Here is a 1,729-nt window from a genome sequence, read left to right on the forward strand (position 1 = left end):
CACCAAATCTGACTACTTTCCTTTGCTGGCCGTTATGGCATGGTCGGCGCACAACAACAAATCGATACACGAGATCCCAATTGCAGAAAACGCAAGTGGGACTCGTGATCTATGTCGTTAGGTCTCTATGAGAGAGTTCAACTTTCCCAAAGCGATTACACTCCGGCTCAATCTAGACCATGAGGATAAAGCTCGAGGTTTTCCGTCTGCAGCGGAAGAAGATATATCAATTATCGAGAAAAACCGATCTGAAATACTTGCAGCAATGATTACGATCGAAGATCGAATTATTGAGGCCATGAGTAAGTACTTGTTCAAAGAGTCCAAGGTTAAGCGAGATTATTTTGTTAACGAGGTCATTGGCACATCAGACTTCACTTTCTCATTTAAACGAAAGTCATTCACCAGAATGCTTGAGCAGTTCGAGCTCCTCGACCCTGATAGTATTAAAGAGTTAAAGGCGAATCTTAATAAACTAATGCTGTGGAGAAACGCCTTCGCTCATGGACAGGTAATACATGATCAACATAATGGGTACGTCCTCAAATACTATAGTGGTGGGCGCCAAGAGTTAGTATTAAATGATGCTTTTTTTGAGAGGGCCGAAGAGGCCTTCAGAAGTTGTCTATATGTATGCAATGGAATTATTCAGTCTCGTGAACTCGAAACCTAACAAGCGCAAGCAGGCAGGGACAAACTTTCCGCTGGCGCTCCAAGTTTGCCCTTGCTGCGGGCGTTAGACGGCCATGGTAGCTCTCAGCAAGACTGTTGGAGGACTGCGGTGGCGGCTGACCGGTCCTGAGTGCAAATGGAAATAGAATCGATTTTGCTCTGCGCAACCCAAGTCTCTACTTTTTTGGGGCAGAGTTCGTTAACCAACGCCACAGGATTCTTCTTCCAGCGTGATGAAAATTTGTTCTTGGCAACTAGTAGACACGTCTTCTTTGACGCCAAATCAAATCATTCTCCCGACCGAATCGTAATAAAACTGCATACCGACAGGAACAACGCGGCACGTGCGATAGATTACTCTATACCGCTTTACGTAGACGGCAAATCTCAGTGGATTTCCGGATTCGACAGAGCGGGGGATATCGACGTTGCTGTGATACAAATTTTCCGGGAGCAGTTACCGAAAGAAGTCGTGTTCGAGGCTTTCGGGCCGCAGAACCTATTGGCTCAGAATGGTACTCTGGAGATCGGGACGCCCTTGCTCATAGTCGGGTTTCCGCTTGGATTTCATGACACGCTGCATAACCTCCCAGTCGCCCGCAGCGCAATAAACGCATCATCTTTTGCCTTGCGGTTTCAAGGAAATGGCTATTTTCTGACGGATGCTCGAACACATCGCGGGTCAAGCGGGGCTCCCGTAGTGTGTAAAAATAACACTGCAGAATCTATGCCCTGGCTCCTTCTGGGTATCCATTCGGGACGGCTGGACATGACTGGCCGGGATACAAATGTGGATGAGGCGCTAGGGTTAAATTGTGCCTGGTTCGCAGACATCTTGCTTACGCTCACGGAGCCAACAAAACGGGAATGAGTAGCTGGCCGTCTAACATAGGCGTCAGAGCTCTGTAGATAGACATGGAAGAACTAGTCGGAACCTACGATTAAGTCCCATCTCCTGAGCTACTCCGCTGCTCAAGCCGCATTTGCGGCGTAATAACCCGGTTTTTGATCATTTCACACCGCCTGCATGCCCGTTTTCCGGCAAGCAGACGGAGCT

2 protein-coding genes are annotated in these 1,729 nt (G+C 48.0%); both read left to right on the forward strand.

What is annotated here, in order from left to right; translation table 11 throughout:
* Positions 1-127: 127 nt before the first annotated feature.
* Complete coding sequence (locus JGZ97_RS18000) at positions 128-673, forward strand: hypothetical protein (protein WP_207064093.1); 546 nt, start codon at positions 128-130, stop codon at positions 671-673.
* Between the two features lie 135 nt (positions 674-808).
* On the forward strand, positions 809-1,543 hold the full coding sequence (locus JGZ97_RS18005) for a serine protease (protein ID WP_207064094.1): 735 nt from the start codon (positions 809-811) through the stop codon (positions 1,541-1,543).
* Positions 1,544-1,729: the final 186 nt, after the last annotated feature.

The sequence above is a fragment of the Motiliproteus sp. SC1-56 genome, from assembly GCF_017309075.1.
GTDB lineage: Bacteria > Pseudomonadota > Gammaproteobacteria > Pseudomonadales > Balneatricaceae > Motiliproteus.